This window comes from Xanthomonas sp. NCPPB 901, from assembly GCF_056725085.1.
Map to the genome: position 1 here is coordinate 4,605,204 of NZ_CM161511.1, position 18,044 is coordinate 4,623,247.

Sequence of the window (18,044 nt, forward strand, 5' to 3'; positions counted from 1 at the left end):
CTTTCTCTCCTTGGCGGAACGTCAGCCGGCCACACGTTGCGTGTCGGACTGGAGCAGCGCGGCGAAATCCGCGATCAGCGTATCGACCGCCGCGTCCTGGGTGGCCCACGAGGTGACGAAGCGGATCACCCAACGGCCGTCGCCCAGCCGTTGCCAGCGCTCGAAGTCGTAGCGCTGCGCCAGCGTCTCGACCGCGGCGGCGGGCAGGATCACGAACAGCTGGTTGGTCGGCGAGTCCGAGGCGAACTGCGCGCCGGCCGCGGCCAGCCCGTCGCGCAACCGCACGGCCATGCGGTTGGCGTGCGCGGCCAGTTGGTAGAACAGGCCGTCCTCGAACAGCGCGGCGAACTGGGTGCCCAGCACCATGCCCTTGGCCAGCAGCGCCCCGCGCTGCTTGAGCAGGTAGCGGAAATCCACTTGCAAGGCCGGGTTGAGGATCACCAGCGCCTCGCCGAGCAGCGCGCCGTTCTTGGTGCCGCCGATGTAGAACGCATCGGTCAGCGCGGCGATGTCGGCCATGCGCAGGTCGTTGCCTTCGGCGGTGAGTGCGCTGCCGATGCGCGCGCCGTCCAGGAACAGCAGCAGGCCGTGCGCGTCGCAGAACGTGCGCAGCGCCTGCAGTTCGTGCCTGCGATACAGCGTGCCGACCTCGGTGGTGTTGGACACGTAGACCAGCCGCGGCTGCACCATGTGCTCGTTGCCGTGCTCGGCCAGCAGCGGCGCGATCCGCTCCGGGGTGAGCCGGCCATCGGCCGCCTCCACGGTAAGCACCTTGTGCCCGGTGGCCTCGATCGCGCCGGTCTCGTGGGTGGCGATATGGCCGGAGGTGGCGGCGATCACCGCCTGGTGCGGGCGCAGGAACGCGGCGATGGTGGTGAGGTTGGTCTGGGTGCCGCCGACCAGCAGGTGCACGTCGGCGTCGGCGCAGCCGATCTCGGCACGGATCAGTTCCGCGGCGCGCGCGCTGTGCCGGTCCAGGCCGTAGCCGGCGTTCTGCTCGGTGCTGGCGGCGGCCAGGGCGGCCAGCAGGCGCGGATGCGCGCCTTCGCTGTAGTCGTTGCGGAAGCCGATCCGCGGCGCGACGGCGCTCACAGCCCCTTCGCCGCTTCGGCGACCGCGCGGAACAGCGCGCGGCCCTTGTTCATCGTCTCGTCCCATTCGGTCTGCGGATCGGAGTCGTAGACGATGCCGGCGCCGGCCTGTACGTGCAGGCGGCCGTGCTTGATCACCGCGGTGCGGATGGCGATGGCGGTATCGGCGTCGCCGTGCCAGCCGAGGTAGCCGATGCTGCCGGCGTAGACGTTGCGCTTGATCGGCTCCAGCTCGCGGATGACTTCCAGCGCGCGGATCTTCGGCGCGCCGCTGACGGTGCCGGCGGGGAAGGTGGCGCGCAGCACGTCGGCATAGCTGAGCCCGGGCAGCAGGGTGCCGGTAACTTCGCTGACGATGTGCATGACGTGGCTGTAGCGCTCGATCACGAAACGCTCGCCGACGGCGACGCTGCCGGCCTGCGAGACGCGGCCGGCATCGTTGCGGCCCAGGTCGATCAGCATCAGGTGCTCGGCACGCTCCTTCGGATCGGCGAGCAGTTCCGCCTCCAGCGCCTGATCCTCTTCCGGCGTCTTGCCGCGCGGGCGGGTGCCGGCGATCGGGCGCACGGTGACCTGGCCGTTCTCCAGCCGCACCAGGATTTCCGGCGAGGAGCCGACCACCTGGGTGTCGCCGACGTCGAGGAAATACATGTACGGCGATGGGTTCAGCGCGCGCAGCGCGCGGTACACGTCCACCGGGCGCGCGTTGAACGGCACGCTCAGGCGCTGGCTCAGCACCACCTGGAAGATGTCGCCGGCGCGGATGTAGTCCTTGGATGTTTCCACCGCGGCGATGAAGCCCTCGCGGGTGAAGCCGGAGACAAAGTCGCTCTCGTCGAGCACGTCGCGCGCCAGCGGTGCGGGGTAGCCGGCGCCGGGCTGGCGCAGCGTGGTGGTCAGCGCATCCAGGCGCGCCTGCGCGCGCTCCCAGGCGTCGGCCTCGGCCGGGTCGGCATGCACGATCAGGTACAGGCGGCCCTTGAGGTTGTCGAACACCGCCACTTCCTCGGACAGCATCAGCAGGATGTCCGGGGTGTCCAGTTCGTCGCGGGCGACGCCGCCAGCCAGGCGCGGCTCGATGTAGCCGATGCATTCGAAGCCGAACCAGCCGACCAGGCCGCCGGTGAAGCCGGGCACGCCCGCCAGCTTGGGCACCACATGCTGGGCGCGCAGCGCCTCGACTTCGGCGAAGGGATCGGCGACCTCGCGGCGCTCGATCAGCGCGCCATGGTCGCGCACCTCCAGGGTGTGCCCGCGGAAGGTGTACACGCGGCGCACCGGCAAGCCGATGATCGAGTAGCGACCGAAGCGTTCGCCGCCTTCGACCGATTCGAACAGATAGGTATGCGGGGCGTCGGCGAGCTTGAGGTAGACCGACAGCGGCGTGTCCAGGTCGGACAGCACTTCGCGGACGACGGGGATGCGGGTGTGACCTTCAGCGGCGTAGCGCTGGAACTGCTCGCGGGTAATCAAGACGGCTTTCCTTCCGGGACTCGGTGACAGGGCGGACGACGGCTGCAGGCCACCATCGCCACGCACGGCGAGCGGAAGTGAAGGAACGCGGGGTCGTCAGGCTGGACACGGCGGCTACTTTACCGCAACTGCGGCGACTGGCAACGGTTGCAGACGCCACCAATCGATTCGGGTCAGGAACCCGGCGAGCGTGTCGCGTCGGGACTGAAGTGCCTCCCACAGGGGAGTGGTCGCCTTCGGGCGTAGCGCGGAACCCGAGCTGCGCGCTCCGGACCTCGCACGCGCATTCGCGATCGAGCCGGGTCGGCGCCACATCGTCACACCGTCGTAGGAACCCGGTGAGCGTGTCGCGTCGGGACTGAAGTCCCTCCCACAGGGGAGTGGTCGCCTTCGGGCGTAGCGCGGAACCCGAGCTGCGCGCTCCGGACCTCGCACGCGCATTCGCGATCGAGCCGGGTCGGCGCCACATCGTCACACCGTCGTAGGAACCCGGTGAGCGTGTCGCGTCGGGACTGAAGTCCCTCCCACAGGGGAGCGGTCGCCTTCGGGCGTAGCGCGGAACCCGAGCTGCGCGCTCCGGACCTCGCACGCGCATGCGCGATCGAGCCGGGTCGTCGCCACATCGTCACACCGTCGTAGGAACCCGGTGAGCGTGTCGCGTCGGGACTGAAGTCCCTCCCACAGGGGAGCGGTCGCCTTCGGGCGTAGCGCGGAACCCGAGCTGCGCGCTCCGGACCTCGCACGCGCATTCGCGATCGAGCCGGGTCGGCGCCACATCGTCACACCGTCGTAGGAACCCGGCGAGCGTGTCGCGTCGGGACTGAAGTCCCTCCCACAGGGGCGCGGTCGCCTTCGGGCGTAGCGCGGAACCCGAGCTGAGCGCTCCGGACCTCGCACGCGCATGCGCGATCGAGCCGGCTCGTCGCCACATCGTCACACCGTCGTAGGAACCCGGCGAGCGTGTCGCGTCGGGACTGAAGTCCCTCCCACAGGGGAGCGGTCGCCTTCGGGCGTAGCGCGGAACCTGAGCTGCGCGCTCCGGACCTCGTATGCGCATTCGCGATCGAGCCGGGTCGTCGCCACGTCGTCACCCCGCGCAGGAGCGGCTTCCGCCGCGACCGGGCCTTCCCGGTAACGCCCGTCGCGGCGGAAGCCGCTCCTACGACGGCAGACAGATGGTGTTCGCTGCCGGTCGCCTAGCGCCGCCGCGCCTGCAGCAACGGCGACTCCGGCGGCAGATGCATGCGCAGGCGGCCGGGCACGCAGTCGATGCGGAAGTGGCGCGAGGTTTCCGGCTCGCCGTCCAGGTTCAGGGTCAGCGGCTGCGCCGCCTCGATCCGCAGCCACGGCAGGCGCGCGCGCACCGCCACCCGCTCCAGCGCGGCCTGCTTGCCGGCGGTGACCAGGGTGCCCAGGGTCGCGGCGACCTCGCCGGTCAGTTCCGGCACCAGGGTCAGGTCGAGCAGGCCGTCGTCGAGCAGCGCGTCCGGGCACAGCACCTGGCCGCCGCCGGCCTGGCGGCCGTTGCCCAGGCCGAGCGCGATGAAGTCGCCTTCCCAGGAAAAGTCCGGCCCCGCGAAGCGCGCCCGGATCGGATCGATCCGGCCCAGCCGGCTCATGCCGGTGACCAGGTAGGCCAACCCGCCCAGCATCTTCTTCAGGCCTTCGTCGGTCTCCACCGTGACCTGGGTGCCGAAGCCGCCGCTGGCGACATTGGCGCACCAGTGCGGACCGTGCTCGGCCTCGATGCGCAGCAGGTCAATCGGGTGCGCCGGCGTACGCGCGATCAGCTCCAGTGCCTGCAGCGGCGGCAGCGGAATGCCGGTGGCGGTGGCGAAGTCGTTGGCCGTGCCCAGCGCCACCAGGCCCAGGGCCGGCAGCGCCGCGGCCGGCTCCTGGTGGTGCGCCAGCGCGCTGGCGACCTCGCTCAGGGTGCCGTCGCCGCCGGCGGCGACGATGCAGGCGGCCGCGTCGGCCACCGCCTCGGCCACGTAGCGTTCGGCATCGCCCTGCTCCCAGGTGACCCGCACCTGCAGCGGCACGCCGCGCGCACGCATGGCCATGACCGCCTCGCGCAACGCCTCGTCGCCGGCCGACTTGCCGTTGAGGATCAGACGCCAATGCGCTGCAGCCATGCGAACCATCCCGGGGTGAGGCGCCCACGCTAACGGGCGCGGCATGCGCGATGCGTGAATCCGGCCGCGGGCGTTGTCATACGCACGTCACCGAGCGTCCGGAACATGGAAGGCCATAGCAAGGAAGACGGATGGAGGCAGGATCAGCCTCCGATTGATCTCCCAGGGGCCGCACCGGCGACGGTGCGGTTCTTTCTTTTGGCCGCCCCGCCGGCGCCGCTCAGCCGCCGGCCGCGAACCTGGCCAGCGCTTCGCCCTGCAGCCGGTACACGGTCCACTCTTCCTGCGCGCGGGCGCCGACCGCTTCGTAGAAGTCGATCGCCGGCTGGTTCCAGTCCAGCACCGACCATTCGAAGCGACCGCAGCCCTCGGCCACCGCCTGCCGCGCCAGATGCTGCAGCAGCGCCTTGCCGGCGCCGACGCCGCGGTGCGCCGGGTCCACGTACAGGTCTTCCAGGTACAGGCCGTTGCGGCCCAGCCAGGTGGAGTAGTTGTAGAAGTACACCGCGTAGCCGACCGGCTGGCCGTCGGCCTCGCAGATCAGCGCACGCGCGCGGGCGTCGGCGCCGAACAGGCTGGCGCGCAGGCCGGCCTCGTCGGTCTGCACCGCATCCTCGGCGCGCTCGTAGCGCGCCAGGTCGCGGATCAGGCGCAGGATCAGCGCCGCGTCGTCGGCCACCGCCGGGCGGATGTGCAGGGCCGCCATCTCAGCGCGCCGCCACCGCCGCGCGCATGCGCGCGATCACCTCGGCGTAGTCCGGCGCATTGAAGATGGCCGAGCCGGCGACGAAGGTGTCGGCGCCGGCGGCGGCGATCGCGGCGATGTTGTCCGGCTTGACCCCGCCGTCGATCTCCAGCCGGATCGGCTTGCCGCTGGCGTCGATGCGGGCGCGGATCGCGCGCAGCTTGTCCAGCGCCGAAGGAATGAAGGCCTGGCCGCCGAAACCCGGGTTGACCGACATCACCAGCACCAGGTCCAGGTCGTCCAGCACCCAGTCCAGGATGTCCACCGGGGTGGCCGGGTTGAGCACCAGGCCGGCCTTGCAGCCGTGCGACTTGATCAGCTGGATGCTGCGGTGTACGTGGCGGCTGGCCTCGGGATGGAAGCTGATGATGCTGGCGCCGGCCTCGGCGAAGTCCGGGATCAGCCGGTCCACCGGCTCGACCATCAGGTGCACGTCGATCGGCGCGGTGACGCCGTGCTTGCGCAGCGCCTGGCAGACCATCGGGCCGATGGTCAGGTTCGGCACGTAATGGTTGTCCATCACGTCGAAGTGGATCCAGTCGGCGCCGGCGCGCAGCACGGCATCCACTTCCTCGCCGAGGCGGGCGAAATCGGCGGACAGGATGGACGGGGAGATGAGGTAGTCGGACATGGCGGGATCTCAGCGCTTGCGCAGGGTGCGGATACGGTCGTAGGCGGTGTTGAGCTGGCTGGCCTTCTTCTCGGCGCGGGCGCGCAACTCGGGGCTGGCGCTGGCGACCTTGTCGGGGTGGTACTGGGACATCAGCCGGCGGTAGGCCAGTTCGATCTCGGCGTCGGTGGCGTCGCGGGTCAGGCCCAGCTCCCGGTACGGATCCTCGCGCTGGGCCAGCTTGAACCAGTCCGCGTCGAAGGCATGCCCGATCACCAGTCCGATCAGCGCGCCCAGCACCGGCGTGGGCCGCAGCAGCAGGGCCCCGGCGATGGCGCCGAGCAGTTTTCCGTACCAGGGCATGGGCAAGAGCGGGCGCGGCGTCAGGGCCGGCCATTTTACGGCACAGCGGGGCATTCCGGCCGTACACTACGCGGCCCGCCGTCCGCCGCGGGCCCGCCGGGTCCCGGGACGGTCGCCATTGCGAAGTCCGTAGGAGTGCCTGTGTCCACCACGCTGTTGCAATCCGATCTGCCTGGCCTGCCCTTGCGCCACCGCGGCAAAGTCCGCGACGTGTTCGACCTCCCCCGCGAGCGCCTGCCGGCCGACGCGCCGCCCGGCGACTACCTGCTGATGGTCGCCACCGACCGCCTGTCCGCCTTCGACGTGGTGCTGCCCGACCCGATCCCCGGCAAGGGCGAGATGCTGTGCCAGGTCTCCAACTTCTGGTTCAAGAAGACCGAACACCTGATGCCCAACCACCTCACCGGCATCGACGTGGCCGCGGTGCTGCCCGAGGGCGTGGACAAGGCCCTGTACGCCAAGCGCGCGGTGGTGACCCGCAAGCTCAAGCCGGTGCCGGTGGAAGCCATCGCCCGCGGCTACCTGATCGGCAGCGGCTGGAAGGACTACCAGCGCACCGGCAAGGTCAGCGGCATCGAATTGCCCGACGGCCTGCGCCAGGCCGAGAAACTGGCCGAACCGATCTTCACCCCCTCGACCAAGGCCGCCGTCGGCGACCATGACGAGAACATCGACTTCGACGCCATGGTCAAGACCGTGGGCGCCGAACTGGCCGAGCGCGTGCGCGACGCCACCCTGCGCATCTACCGCTTCGCCGCCGACTTCGCCGCCGAGCGCGGCATCCTGCTGGCCGACACCAAGTTCGAGTTCGGCACCGACGCCGACGGCCGCCTGTACATCATGGACGAGATGCTGACCCCGGACTCCTCGCGCTACTGGCCGGCCGACCAGTACGACGTCGGGACCAGCCCGCCGAGCTACGACAAGCAGTTCGTGCGCGACTACCTGGAGACGCTGGACTGGGGCAAGACCGCGCCCGGCCCGCGCCTGCCGCAGGACGTGATCGACCGCACCCGCGCCAAGTACGCCGAGGCGCTGCAGCGGCTGGCGGGGATTTCGGTCGACTGAGTGGGGTGCTGACATGCGCCGGTGTGCCGGCGCGCGAGGGTGGTCGCTGAAGCGGCCACCTTGCTGCCCCGCCGCTATCCCCCCTGCTTCACCGCCCGATAATCCTGGCCAACTAGACTCGGGCACCCGCGCGAGCGCTCGTGCGTCCGACCTGATCAGGAGGATCAGTTGGCTACTGCACGCCCCATTCTGACTTCACTGACCCTGGCAGCCGCCCTGGTCGCCTGCAAGGCGCACTCTGCCGGCTCCGCCCCTGCTGCAGCGACGCCAGCGGCTCCGTCGGCCCCTGCAGCCGCGGCCGCCCCACGCTGCCAGGATGCCGAGTTCGATACCTTCCTCAAGCGCTTCAGCGCCGATATCGCGGTCCAGGAAAAGGCCACTGCCGATCCATTGACGATGATCCACATCGATCCGGACGCGCAGCCGGAGCCGTCGCCAGTCACCCGCAACGTGCCGCTGGCCGAAGTCGAATGGCCGGTGATCCCGAACCTGGACGCGGCCCGCAGGGGCGGGCGCGAGGTCGTGGTGACGCAGAGCGCCCAGGGCAGGCAGGTCATGGTGCGCACGCCCGATACCGGCGACCAGCAGGTCTACCAGTTCGCACAGAAGCCGTGCTGGACGCTGGTGAAAGTGGACGATCAGACCCTGTAACCAGCGCGCGCTGGCCGCACGGCAAGGGCGTTCCTTCAGCCCTTTTCCCTTCACCAAGCTGTATCCCGCCCGCGCTACATTTCCGCGACCCTGCTCGCACGTGAGGTAAAGATGCGCTCGTCCCGTCCTTCCCGCCGGCTCGGCAATCGCGTTGCGTGGCCAGCCGTTTCGGGGTTGCTCCTCGCGCTGAGCGCGTGCAGCAACGGCCAATCCGCTGCCCCTGCCGCCGTGGCCGCAACCAGCCCCGCGCCTGCCAAGCAAGCGCCTCCCGCCGCAGCCCCAGGCGCAGACGCCACGTCGAACGACGCAGTACAGCAACTGCTGCTGTCGAGCGGCGTGCAGTGCGAAGGCAGCAAGACGGCACGGAACTGTACGGCGGGCAATCTGGACGCGGGCGACTACTACGACGTCGAACTGACCCCAGACTGTGGCGCGCAGGGATTCTTCGCAGGCGTTGCCGACGCCAAGGGCACGCCCGCACTGAATGTCGTGCCGACCACGGGGAGCCATGCCACACCGCGGGCCACTTTCTCGCAAGGGCAACTCGTCTGTGTCCAGGGCATCGCCCGCGCCGGCCAAAACCCCATGTACTACTACGTCGTCGCGATTCCGGCGGACAGCGTGGCGCAATGCAAGGGCAATTCGTTATGCCAGAAGTACGGGGACCGCCCGATCCAGTGGGCCTCCCCCGCAAGCGGCGATGCCTGCCATGTCGCTGCGCCGGGTCGCTATGCCGGCAACTGCGCGCAAGGCTGGGTCAGCGCCAGCGCGCTGGACGTGTTTTCAAACGGAATGTAGCGACCGTCCCCACAAGCACGCGTGCTTGTCCACTCGCAAGGAGAGCAAGGTATGTCGGACCCCAAGATCACTCGACTCGTCAGCAGCGTCAACACCACGCGCACGGTAGAGATGGACGATGGAAGTACCGCCAGCCGATCAGGTGGATCGGTGTCGTGGCGCAACAACAACCCCGGCAACCTCAAGTTCGAGTTCGCTGGCAGCGCAGACAAAACAGCCAACAGCCAGCGTACACGCGAAGAGGCATTGCAGTCAGCGCAGAGCACCTATCGCGGCGTCGTGGGTCTCGACCAGTGGGGCAATGCCGTTTTCGAAAGCTACGAGGCAGGTCGCGCTGCCAAGATCCAGCTACTGGAGCGACGCTTCGGCAACGACACCGTCGAACAGATGCTGCCGCGCTACTCGAAAGCCGATTACAGCGGCACCACGCATCATCGTGAACAGGCCGCCACCATCTTCGCGGAGGGCGACCGCCAAGGCGTGGACCTACGCAGTAAAACCGTCGCGCAGATGAGCCAGCGCGAACGCGAAGCGCTGGCCGACGGCATCAGACGCTTCGAGGGTTGGCGAACAGGCGAAGTCACGGTACAGACACCCGCTCGGACCGCGGCACAAGTCACGGCGCAACCGCAGCCCGCGGCTGCGCCCGCTGCATCGAGCCCCACCCCGGCTCCTGCTGCATCCGGCAGACCCAGCGCGGCGGTCTACAACGAGGCGTACCAGCACTTCTTCAACGAGGGCCGGCACTACGAATACGGTCGTCCGGACCACCCCAGGCCCGGGCGCGACAGCAGCCGCCTGGAGCGCGATGGCGATGGCGACGGTCGCCTTGGCGTGGATTGTTCGGCCTTCGTGTGGCGCGGACTCAAGAACGCCGGCTACGACGTGCCGGGCGAGAACGCCGCAGGATTCACCACCGCCAAGCTCTTCAATGGCTCGCAAGTCACGTCGTATGCGCGCGAGCATTTCGATGTCACCTCCGCGGCGGAAGCACGCAAACCCAATGGCTCGTTGCACCAGGGCGATCTGCTGCTGTTTTCTTCGTCGAAGGGGCAACACATCGGCATCTTCAAGGGGTACGACGAGGCGGGAAACATCCAGTTCATCGGCTCGCAAGGCAGGACCGGGCCGGCGGAGGTCACGATTAGCCCAGGCGGCTACTGGGATGGAGGCGGCACCCGCATCGTGGGCGCGTTGACCCCCAAGCCGGAGTTCCAGGTTCGCGCACCATTGCATGGCAATGGCGGAGTTCCTGCACGGCAGGCATCCGCCGCACCTGCAGAAACCCACGGCGCCAAGAGTGCGGCCATGGCCGATGGCCTGCTTAAGCAGGGCGAGCGCGGCAATGACGTCGAAGCGTTGCAGCGCCAGCTCAACCGCATGGGCGTGCGCGACGCACAGGGTAGAGTGTTGGCCGAGGATGGACGCTTTGGCGAGCATACCCGCGAGGCGGTCGTTGCCTTCCAGAAACAGCGCGGCCTCACCCAGGACGGCATCGTCGGCCGCGACACCCGGGCCGGGCTGGCGGCGGTCGAGCAGGCCCAGGCCAAGCCGGCGAAAGGCCCGCAGCTCGGCGAGCCGGGGCATCCGGATACACCGCTGTACGACAAGATGCGCACGGAAGCCGATCGCGGTGCCGAGAAGGCCAATCCGCCGCATGCCAAGCTGTCGAACGAGGCGGTGGCCAACCTCACCCTGCAGGCCAAGCAGGCCGGGATCGACAGTCCCGACAAGCTGAAGGAGGTCAATGTCGCGAACGACAAGGCCTTCGTCGCCGGGACCACGCCGGGCTTCCGTGCGGTGGTGGACCTGCAGCAGCCGGCACCGCCGCTGGAGCAGACCAGCGCGCAACTGGCCCGTCAGTCCGCGCAGCAGCAGGAGTCGGCGCAGCGCGAGCAGCAGCAGGAGACGAACAGGAGCATGGCGCGCGCCTGAGCCGCCAAGCCGTGGCGGGGCGGTCGTGCCGACAGCGCGATCGCCCCTGCTTGGCGACGCTGCGATGACCGGTGAGGCGGCGTCCGACGCATGTCAGACGCCGTTCGTCGAAACGAAAAAAGCACCGCTCATCCGGCACGATCGAACCAGATGCAAGTCGCCTTGGGGAGCGACAGGGCGTTCCCGGTAAAGCCAGTCGCGGCTGAAGCCGTTCCCACAGGACATTTCCCAACGTTTTTGGAGGCCCGCGAACGATCGCTCCGCTGGGACGGCCTGCATGCGGGCTGCGCTGGGCGAGGACATGGACGGTGTCGGGCGTGACCAACAAACGGTTAAATCGTCCGTGCTGCAGGCAACGGCTGCCCGCGTCGCCGGATCCACGGCACGGTGTCTCCGCATCGCGCCGGCGATGGCGCTATGCTGGGCCGGTTCCTGGGAGGGAAGATGGATACCACCGCCTACGCGCGCCCGATCGACCGCTATTTCGCCAGCTATTCCGACGATCACCGCAATGTCGCCAACCAGCGCATTCACGTGGTCGCGGTGCCGGCGATCCTGTGGTCGGTGGTGGCGCTGCTGTGGTGCATCCCGGTCGGCGGCAGCTGGTTCCAGAGCGGGCTGTGGGCGGCGCTGGGCATGTTCGCGGCGTGGATGTACTACAACCGCCTGTCGCGCCCGCTGGGCTACGGCATGCTGGCGGCGTTCTTCTTCTGCGGCTGCCTGTGCCGCCTGCTGGAAGCGCACCTGGGCCTGCAGGGGCTGCTGTGGCTGGCGGTCGGCGTGTTCGTGGTGGCCTGGATCGCGCAGTTCATCGGGCACGCGCTGGAAGGCCACCGGCCCAGCTTTCTCACCGATCTGACCTATCTGCTGATCGGCCCGGCCTGGGTGCTGGCCAAGCTGTACCGGCGCATGCACTGGCGCTACTGAGCGCGGCCGGCCACACGGCTGCCAAGCCGCCAAGCGGACACGAGCGCTACGCGGACTCTTCCCCTCCCTCGTCCATCGAGGTCCCTGCGCGCCATTGCACCCGGCTGGCGCGCGCGACGCGGCGTCAGCCCTGCTGCGTCGCGTCCCCGGCCTCCAGGCCCAACATCGCCGCATCCGGCGCGAAGGCGCGCGGCGCGTAGCCGAAATCCTGCCGGGCCGGCTGCAGATCGAACGCCAGGTCCTCGCGCATCCGCTGCAGCGCCGCCCGGTTCATGCCCTGCAGGCGGCCGCAGGCGTGGGCCAGGGCCAGCGCCGATGCGAACAGCGCGTGCGGCAGCATCAGCAGCCGCGCCGGCGGCCGCAGTGCGGCCAGCACCCGTCGCACCATGTCGCGGTAGCTGAGCGCCTCGCCGCCACCGAGGGCGTAGCTGCGCCCATGCGTGGCCGGATGCGCCAGCACCGCCAGTGCCGCATCGGCCAGGTCCTGCACGTGCACCGGCTGGCGCAGGCCGCTGGCACTGCGCGGCAGCACGAACCAGCCGGTACGCCGCGCCAGCGCCGCGATCGCGCTGAGGGTGCGGTCGCGGCCGGCGCCGTAGACCAGGGTCGGCCGCAACACCGTCGCCGCCGCGCCGCGCTCGGCGGCGACCGAGAACACGGTGGCCTCCGCCTCGCGCAGGCGCCGGGCGACGTCGCGTTCGGCGGCATCCAGCGAGTCGCGCTTGACCTCCAGGCTGGTGGAGCCGAAGGCGACCACGCGCGCTGCGGCGACCGGCGCGCGCCGGTACCAGTCGGCGAAGGCATCCAGCGGGCCGCAACTGAACACCACGTCGGCGGCCACCGGCGGCGCCTGCAGCGCGCTGAGTTCGCCGGCATGCCAGTGCAGGCCGGGTCGCGGCGCGCGTGCCTCCCGCGAGTAGGCATGCACCTCCCACCCGGCGGCCAGCAAGCCATGCAGCAGGCGCTCGCCGATCTGGCCGCTGCCGCCGAACACCAGCGCGATGCGCGGCGCTGCGATGGACGGCGGAGAAGCGGAAGCAGCGGCAGGCGAATCGGTCATCGGTACAGGATAGTGCGTGCGCCGCCGTTTGCGGCCGGGTCCACGCGGGATCGGCCTGCGCACGGCCGGCCACGGCCAGTGGAGGCGGGCAAGGCAAGGCGATGCGCGGCGCCGGCATCCGCAGCCGCCGACGATCGACCATGCGCACCGGGGACCTCGCCCATGCCACACGCAGCCTCGTCCACATCGAGGACGAGGCGCATCTGCGCACCAGCGCGCGCCCGCACAGGGCGATGTCGGCGCCACACGCCAGGCGCACGCCATGCCGCGCCGACGTTCGCCATCTCCCCTCCCACGCGCACTCGCAAGCGCATCACCCGCCCGCCGCTACGCTGTCGCCATGACCGTGCACGCCTCTCGTTTCCGCGCCGGCCACCGCCGTGACGCGCCTGTTACACTCGGGCTCCTGCTCGCGAATCTCGTATTCCCTGCATGATTCCCGCCCTCGACATCCTGCTGGCCTTGCCGTTCCTGATGGCGGCGGCCGTGGTGGCCCTGCGCCACCGCTCGCGCGCCACCCTGGCCTGGGCGGCAGCGCTGGCGCCGTTGGCGGGACTGGCAGTGCTGGGCGCGCTGACGCCGACGGTGCTCGAAGGCGGCATCGTCCGCGCCGACCACGCCTGGCTGCCGCAGATTGGCCTGCAGTTCTCGCTGCGCCTGGACGGGCTGGCCTGGATGTTCGCCGGCCTGGTGCTGGCGATCGGCGCGCTGGTGGTGATGTACGCGCACTACTACCTGAGTCCGCGCGAGAACGCCGCGCGCTTCTATGCCTATCTGCTGCTGTTCATGGGCGCGATGCTGGGCATGGTGATCGCCGGCAACCTGTTGCTGCTGATGGTGTTCTGGGAGCTGACCAGCATCAGTTCGTTCCTGCTGATCGGCTTCTGGTCGCACCGCCAGGATGCGCGCGACGGCGCGCGCATGGCGCTGGTGATCACCGGCGGCGGCGGCCTGGCGCTGCTTGGCGGCGTGCTGCTGCTGGGGCGCATCGTCGGCAGCTACCAACTCGACGCGGTGCTCGCCGCCGGCGACGCGATCCGCGCCAGTGCGCTGTATCCCTGGGCGCTGGGGCTGATCCTGCTCGGCATCTTCACCAAGAGCGCGCAGTTCCCGTTCCATTTCTGGCTGCCGCACGCGATGGCCGCGCCCACCCCGGTGTCGGCCTACCTGCATTCGACGACGATGGTGAAGGCCGGCGTGTTCCTGCTGGCGCGGCTGCATCCGGCGCTGGCCGGCAGCGACCTGTTCTTCTACACGGTCAGCGGCATCGGTGCGATCACCCTGCTCACCGGCGCCTGGTTCGCGATCTTCCAGCACGACCTCAAGGGCCTGCTGGCGTATTCGACGATCTCGCACCTGGGCCTGATCACCATGCTGTTCGGGCTGTCCACGCCGATGGCGGTGGTGGCCGGGGTGTTCCACATCCTCAACCACGCGGTGTTCAAGGCCTCGCTGTTCATGGCCGCCGGCATCATCGACCACGAGACCCACACCCGCGACATGCGCCGGCTCGGCAACCTGCGCCGCTGGATGCCGGTGACCAGCGCGCTGGCGATCACCGCCTCGCTGTCGATGGCCGGCATCCCGCTGCTCAACGGCTTCCTGTCAAAGGAGATGTTCTTCGCCGAGGCGCTGGGCGCCGACGGCCCGGCGGCGATGCGGATCTTCACCGCCACCTCGGCGTTGCTGGCCGGCGTGTTCGGCGTGGCCTACAGCCTGCGCTTCGTCTACGAGACGTTCTTCGGCAAAGGCCCGCGCGACCTGCAGACGATGCCGCACGAGCCGCCGCGCTGGATGAAGATTCCGGTGGAGATCCTGGTGCTGGTGTGCGTGGCGGTCGGCATCGTGCCGGCGCTGACCGTGGCGCCGGTGCTGCGCAGCGCCGCCGGCGCGATCCTCGGTAACGCCCTGCCCGACTACAGCCTGGCCATCTGGCATGGCTGGAACGCGCCGCTGGCGATGAGCATCGCTGGCGTGGTCGGCGGCGTGGCGCTGTATTTCGGCCTGCGCCGGCTGACCGCGCTGTACACCGAAGTGCGGCGGTCGCTGGGCAAGCGCGTGTTCCACTGGCATGTGCAGACCCTGTTCGGCGTGGCCACGCGCTTCACCCGCGCGCTCACCAACGGCAGCCTGCAGCGCAGCCTGCGCTGGCTGGTGCTGGCCGCGGTGGTGGTGGTGGCCGCGCCGCTGCTGCAGGCGCCGCCGCTGTGGCAGCAGTGGCCGGCGCCGCAGGGCATGCCGCTGCTGGGCTGGGGCCTGTGGCTGCTGATCCTCAGTTGCGCGTTGTCCACGCTGTTCCTGTACCGGCAGCGGCTGCTGGCGGTGCTGGTGCTGGGCGGCAGCGGGCTGGGCGTGAGCCTGGTGTTCGTGTTCCTGTCGGCGCCGGACCTGGCGCTGACCCAGTTGCTGGTGGAAATGGTCACCCTGGTGCTGATGCTGCTGGGCATGAACTACCTGCCCAAGGCCTCGCCGCCGGAACCGCGGCGCTGGCGCCGCTGGCGCGATGCGACGCTGGCGATCGTCGCCGGTGGCGGCATGGCGCTGCTGGCGTATTCGGTGATGACCCGGCCGGCGACGACGATGGCCGGCGAGCTGCTGCAGCGCGCGCTGCCGGAGGCCTACGGCCGCAACGTGGTCAACGTGATCCTGGTGGACTTCCGCGGCTTCGATACCTTCGGCGAGATCACCGTGTTCGGCATCGCCGCGCTGGTGGTGCACGCGCTGCTGCGGCGCGCGCGGATGGCGCCGGAGAAGGTGATGCCGGGGCCGCCGATCAAGCTGCCGGTGCCGGCCGACCTGGCGCAGCTGATGTTCCCGCTGACCCTGACCGTGTCGATCTTCCTGTTCCTGCGCGGGCACAACGCGCCCGGCGGCGGCTTCATCGCCGGGCTGGTGCTGGCGGTGCCGCTGCTGATGCAGTACGTGATCCAGGGTGCGGCCTCGGTGGAGTCGCGCTTCGGCTTCGACTACATCCGCTGCATCGGCCTGGGCCTGCTGCTGGCCACGTTCGGCGGCATGGCCTCGATGCTGTTCGGGGTGCCGTTCCTGACCAGCGGCCATCTCGACCTGGAACTGCCGCTGATCGGCAGCGTGCCGCTGGCCAGCGCGCTGGGCTTCGATACCGGCGTGTACCTGGTGGTGTTCGGCGGCACCATGCTGACCCTGTCGATGATGGGCACGATCAAGCCCTCGCGCACCCGCGACTCGCAGCGCGGGCAGATCGACCCGACGCGGCGTTCGGCCATCACCGGGGAGATGCCCTGATGGAACTGGCAGTGGCGAGCGCGATCGGGGTGCTGACCGCGGTGGGCGTGTACCTGCTGCTGCGCGCGCGCAGCTTCGACGTGATCCTGGGCATGACCGTGCTGTCCTACGCCACCAACCTGCTGATCTTCGCCGGCGGCCGGCTGGTGCAGGGCAAGGCGCCGGTGCTGCGCGACGGCATCGCCCCGACCCTGGCCGAGCACGCCGACCCGCTGCCGCAGGCGCTGGTGCTGACCGCGATCGTGATCGCCTTCGCGATGACCGCGGTGAGCATCGTGCTAGCGATGCGCAGCCGCGGCGACAACCACAGCGACCACGTCGATGCGCGCCCGGACCCGGGCGACGGCGAAGGCGAGGCGCCATGACCCATCTGCTGATCCTGCCGATCCTGATCCCGCTGCTCGGTGCGGCGCTGTCGCTGTTCGTCGAGCACCGCCGCTACGGCCGCCAGGTGCGCCGCGCGGTGGCCTGGACGGCGATGGCGGTGCTGGCCGCGGTGGTGCTGGCGCTGTGCGTGCAGGTGAACGACGGCCAGGTCCACGTCTACCTGCTCGGAGACTGGCCCTCGCGGCTGGGCATCGTGCTGATGGCCGACCGCCTGTCGGCGTGGATGCTGGCCACCACCACCCTGCTCGCCGGCGCCTGCCTGCTGCACGCCTGCGCCGGCTGGGACCGGCGTGCGCCGCATTTCCATGCGCTGTTCCAGTTCCAGCTGGTCGGCCTCAACGGCGCGTTCCTGACCGGCGACGTGTTCAACCTGTTCGTGTTCTTCGAGGTGATGCTGATCGCCTCCTACGGCCTGTTGCTCAGCGGCGGGCGCGGCCTGCGCCTGCGCGTGGGCTTCCACTACGTGGTGTTCAACGTCACCTCCTCCACCGTGTTCCTGATCGCGCTGGGCCTGCTGTACGGGTTGCTCGGCTCGCTGAACATGGCCGAGCTGTCGCAGCGCGTGGCGCAGGCGCCGCCGCAGAACGTGCCACTGATCAAGGCCGCGTTCGGCTTGTTGCTGCTGGTGTTCTGCGCCAAGGCCGCGCTGCTGCCGCTGTACCTGTGGCTGCCGGAGACCTATGCGCGCGCACCGGCGGCGGTGGCGGCGCTGTTCGTGATCATGACCAAGGTCGGCCTGTACGCGGTGCTGCGGGTGAGCACGCTGATCCTCGGCAGCCAAGCGCAGGCGCTGGACGGCTACGGCCGCGACTGGCTGTTGTGGCTGGGCCTGGCGACGCTGCTGCTGGCCGCGCTGGGGGTGCTGGCGGCGGTGCGCCTGCGGGTGCTGATCGGCTACCTGGTGATCGTGTCGGCGGCGACGCTTTTCGTGGCCTTCGCGCTGGACGCGCCGGGCACGCTCGGCGCCGGGCTGTACTACCTGGCGCACAGCAGCTTCGTCGCCGCGGCGCTGTTCCTGATCGCCGACCTGATCCGGCGCCGCCGCGGCGGCGCCAGCGACCGCAAGGAGATCATCGCGCCGCTGCCGGGCAAGACCGTGCCCGGCGTGCTGTTCCTGATCGCGGCGATCTCGGTGGCCGGGCTGCCGCCGCTGTCCGGCTTCCTGGCCAAGGTGGCGATCCTCAGCGCGACGCCGGCCGGGCTGACCGCACCGGTGTGGGCGGCGGTGCTGCTCAGCAGCCTGATGGTGATCATGGGCCTGACCCGCGGCGGCGTGCGCCTGTTCTGGCGCGTGCCCGGCGACCAGGACACGGCCGAGGACGGCACCGTGGAGGTGGCGCGCCCGGCGCCGCGCAAGGCGCCGGCGCGGCCGCTGGAAACCGCCGCCACCGTGCTGCTGCTCGGCTACGGCGTGGCGATGACCGTGGCCGCCGGGCCGCTGCTGCGCTACAGCGAGGCCGCCGCCGCGCAACTGCTGCGCCCGGCCGACTACACCACCCAACTGCGCGCCACCGCGCCGATCCTGCGGGAGCCCTGA

At 70.1% G+C, this 18,044-nt stretch carries 15 protein-coding genes; 8 read left to right on the forward strand and 7 right to left on the reverse strand.

Features of this window, described 5'->3' with window-relative positions:
- Nucleotides 1–21: 21 nt before the first annotated feature.
- The 6 genes from AC1PME_RS19610 to AC1PME_RS19635 all read right to left on the reverse strand — a co-directional run bounded on the left by AC1PME_RS19610 (nucleotide 22) and on the right by AC1PME_RS19635 (nucleotide 6,417).
- Entirely contained in the window at nucleotides 22–1,092 is a 1,071-nt protein-coding gene (locus AC1PME_RS19610) for a threonine aldolase family protein (RefSeq protein WP_307546991.1), read from the reverse strand.
- Nucleotides 1,089–2,564 (reverse strand): anthranilate synthase component I, encoded by a 1,476-nt coding sequence (gene trpE, locus AC1PME_RS19615; protein ID WP_254459479.1) that lies wholly within the window; start codon nucleotides 2,562–2,564, stop codon nucleotides 1,089–1,091. Before trpE ends, AC1PME_RS19610 begins: the two co-directional genes overlap by 4 nt.
- Before the next feature lie 1,196 nt (nucleotides 2,565–3,760).
- The gene (gene yegS / locus AC1PME_RS19620; RefSeq protein ID WP_481096770.1) at nucleotides 3,761–4,699 is read right to left on the reverse strand and encodes a lipid kinase YegS; all 939 of its coding nucleotides are present in this window, start codon (nucleotides 4,697–4,699) and stop codon (nucleotides 3,761–3,763) included.
- 220 nt (nucleotides 4,700–4,919) lie between these two features.
- Complete coding sequence (locus AC1PME_RS19625; protein ID WP_481096771.1) at nucleotides 4,920–5,405, reverse strand: N-acetyltransferase family protein; 486 nt, start codon at nucleotides 5,403–5,405, stop codon at nucleotides 4,920–4,922.
- 1 nt (nucleotide 5,406) lies between these two features.
- Nucleotides 5,407–6,075: a ribulose-phosphate 3-epimerase gene (gene rpe / locus AC1PME_RS19630; protein WP_307546998.1), complete on the reverse strand. Its 669-nt coding sequence runs from the start codon at nucleotides 6,073–6,075 to the stop codon at nucleotides 5,407–5,409.
- A gap of 9 nt (nucleotides 6,076–6,084) precedes the next feature.
- On the reverse strand, nucleotides 6,085–6,417 hold the full coding sequence (locus AC1PME_RS19635; protein ID WP_254459483.1) for a J domain-containing protein: 333 nt from the start codon (nucleotides 6,415–6,417) through the stop codon (nucleotides 6,085–6,087).
- A gap of 141 nt (nucleotides 6,418–6,558) precedes the next feature.
- On the opposite strand from AC1PME_RS19635, the gene AC1PME_RS19640 reads away from it, so the two are divergent.
- The 5 genes from AC1PME_RS19640 (at nucleotide 6,559) to AC1PME_RS19660 (ending at nucleotide 11,796) form a co-directional block, all read left to right on the forward strand.
- Nucleotides 6,559–7,485, forward strand: a complete 927-nt coding sequence (locus AC1PME_RS19640) for a phosphoribosylaminoimidazolesuccinocarboxamide synthase (protein ID WP_254459484.1) — start codon at nucleotides 6,559–6,561, stop codon at nucleotides 7,483–7,485.
- Between the two features lie 168 nt (nucleotides 7,486–7,653).
- Nucleotides 7,654–8,136, forward strand: a complete 483-nt coding sequence (locus AC1PME_RS19645; protein WP_481096772.1) for a hypothetical protein — start codon at nucleotides 7,654–7,656, stop codon at nucleotides 8,134–8,136.
- A 174-nt stretch (nucleotides 8,137–8,310) separates the two neighbouring features.
- Nucleotides 8,311–8,934: a hypothetical protein gene (locus tag AC1PME_RS19650; RefSeq protein WP_481096773.1), complete on the forward strand. Its 624-nt coding sequence runs from the start codon at nucleotides 8,311–8,313 to the stop codon at nucleotides 8,932–8,934.
- 51 nt (nucleotides 8,935–8,985) lie between these two features.
- Nucleotides 8,986–10,869, forward strand: coding sequence for a peptidoglycan-binding protein (locus AC1PME_RS19655; RefSeq protein WP_481096774.1), 1,884 nt, complete (start codon nucleotides 8,986–8,988; stop codon nucleotides 10,867–10,869).
- Between the two features lie 444 nt (nucleotides 10,870–11,313).
- Nucleotides 11,314–11,796, forward strand: coding sequence for an Mpo1 family 2-hydroxy fatty acid dioxygenase (locus AC1PME_RS19660; RefSeq protein ID WP_307547006.1), 483 nt, complete (start codon nucleotides 11,314–11,316; stop codon nucleotides 11,794–11,796).
- A 124-nt stretch (nucleotides 11,797–11,920) separates the two neighbouring features.
- Here the strand turns inward: AC1PME_RS19660 and AC1PME_RS19665 are convergent, their stop codons facing one another.
- Entirely contained in the window at nucleotides 11,921–12,856 is a 936-nt protein-coding gene (locus AC1PME_RS19665) for an NAD-dependent epimerase/dehydratase family protein (RefSeq protein ID WP_481096775.1), read from the reverse strand.
- Between the two features lie 432 nt (nucleotides 12,857–13,288).
- Here AC1PME_RS19665 and AC1PME_RS19670 point away from each other — a divergent pair, with 432 nt between their 5' ends.
- The 3 genes from AC1PME_RS19670 to AC1PME_RS19680 are packed head-to-tail and all read left to right on the forward strand — an operon-like array spanning nucleotide 13,289 to nucleotide 18,044.
- Nucleotides 13,289–16,120, forward strand: coding sequence for a monovalent cation/H+ antiporter subunit A (locus tag AC1PME_RS19670; RefSeq protein WP_481096776.1), 2,832 nt, complete (start codon nucleotides 13,289–13,291; stop codon nucleotides 16,118–16,120).
- Nucleotides 16,120–16,485: a Na+/H+ antiporter subunit C gene (locus AC1PME_RS19675; protein ID WP_481096777.1), complete on the forward strand. Its 366-nt coding sequence runs from the start codon at nucleotides 16,120–16,122 to the stop codon at nucleotides 16,483–16,485. The genes AC1PME_RS19670 and AC1PME_RS19675 overlap by 1 nt, the downstream gene beginning before the upstream one ends.
- Complete coding sequence (locus AC1PME_RS19680; protein WP_481096778.1) at nucleotides 16,482–18,044, forward strand: monovalent cation/H+ antiporter subunit D; 1,563 nt, start codon at nucleotides 16,482–16,484, stop codon at nucleotides 18,042–18,044. Before AC1PME_RS19675 ends, AC1PME_RS19680 begins: the two co-directional genes overlap by 4 nt.

Bases quoted from the DNA above. Each gene is read 5' to 3' on its own strand.
- AC1PME_RS19635 (WP_254459483.1), bottom strand. From the start codon at position 6,417: ATGCCCTGGTACGGAAAACTGCTCGGCGCCATCGCCGGGGCCCTGCTG.
- AC1PME_RS19655 (WP_481096774.1), top strand. From the start codon at position 8,986: ATGTCGGACCCCAAGATCACTCGACTCGTCAGCAGCGTCAACACCACG.
- AC1PME_RS19660 (WP_307547006.1), top strand. From the start codon at position 11,314: ATGGATACCACCGCCTACGCGCGCCCGATCGACCGCTATTTCGCCAGC.
- AC1PME_RS19665 (WP_481096775.1), bottom strand. From the start codon at position 12,856: ATGACCGATTCGCCTGCCGCTGCTTCCGCTTCTCCGCCGTCCATCGCA.
- AC1PME_RS19675 (WP_481096777.1), top strand. From the start codon at position 16,120: ATGGAACTGGCAGTGGCGAGCGCGATCGGGGTGCTGACCGCGGTGGGC.
- AC1PME_RS19625 (WP_481096771.1), bottom strand. From the start codon at position 5,405: ATGGCGGCCCTGCACATCCGCCCGGCGGTGGCCGACGACGCGGCGCTG.
- AC1PME_RS19680 (WP_481096778.1), top strand. From the start codon at position 16,482: ATGACCCATCTGCTGATCCTGCCGATCCTGATCCCGCTGCTCGGTGCG.
- rpe (WP_307546998.1), bottom strand. From the start codon at position 6,075: ATGTCCGACTACCTCATCTCCCCGTCCATCCTGTCCGCCGATTTCGCC.
- yegS (WP_481096770.1), bottom strand. From the start codon at position 4,699: ATGGCTGCAGCGCATTGGCGTCTGATCCTCAACGGCAAGTCGGCCGGC.
- AC1PME_RS19670 (WP_481096776.1), top strand. From the start codon at position 13,289: ATGATTCCCGCCCTCGACATCCTGCTGGCCTTGCCGTTCCTGATGGCG.